Raw genomic sequence first — 318 nt, forward strand, 5'->3', positions numbered from 1 at the left:
GCTGCACGACCCGCCTCAAGCCGTGCGTAAGCTTTCCGAAAGCACGCGAGGCGGGCGGCTATAATCGCGGGACTGTTTTTCCGGTAACCGTATGCAAGACGTCCAGCCTCCCTCGTCCGCTCCGTCCACCCCGCCGGAGCCGCCCGCCCCGACCCGGCGCAAGCGGCCCTGGTGGGTCAAGCTGCTGATCGGTTTTGTCGTGCTGATCGCGGGCGGCGCCGCGTGCGTCGCGCTCGTGCTCGGCTACGCGCTGATCGTCGCCACGCCGAATCTGCCGTCGCTCGAGGCGCTCACCGACTACCGGCCCAAGGTGCCGCT

The 318-nt window shown here is 69.2% G+C and carries 1 protein-coding gene; it reads left to right on the plus strand.

Going from position 1 to position 318, the window contains the following annotated elements:
* Window positions 1-91 precede the first annotated feature (91 nt).
* Window positions 92-318, plus strand: a 227-nt coding sequence (locus SB772_RS39775; protein WP_410838489.1) for a hypothetical protein, incomplete at its 3' end; no start/stop codon positions are given.

Source organism: Paraburkholderia sp. SIMBA_030, assembly GCF_046535245.1.
In the GTDB taxonomy this organism is placed as follows: domain Bacteria; phylum Pseudomonadota; class Gammaproteobacteria; order Burkholderiales; family Burkholderiaceae; genus Paraburkholderia.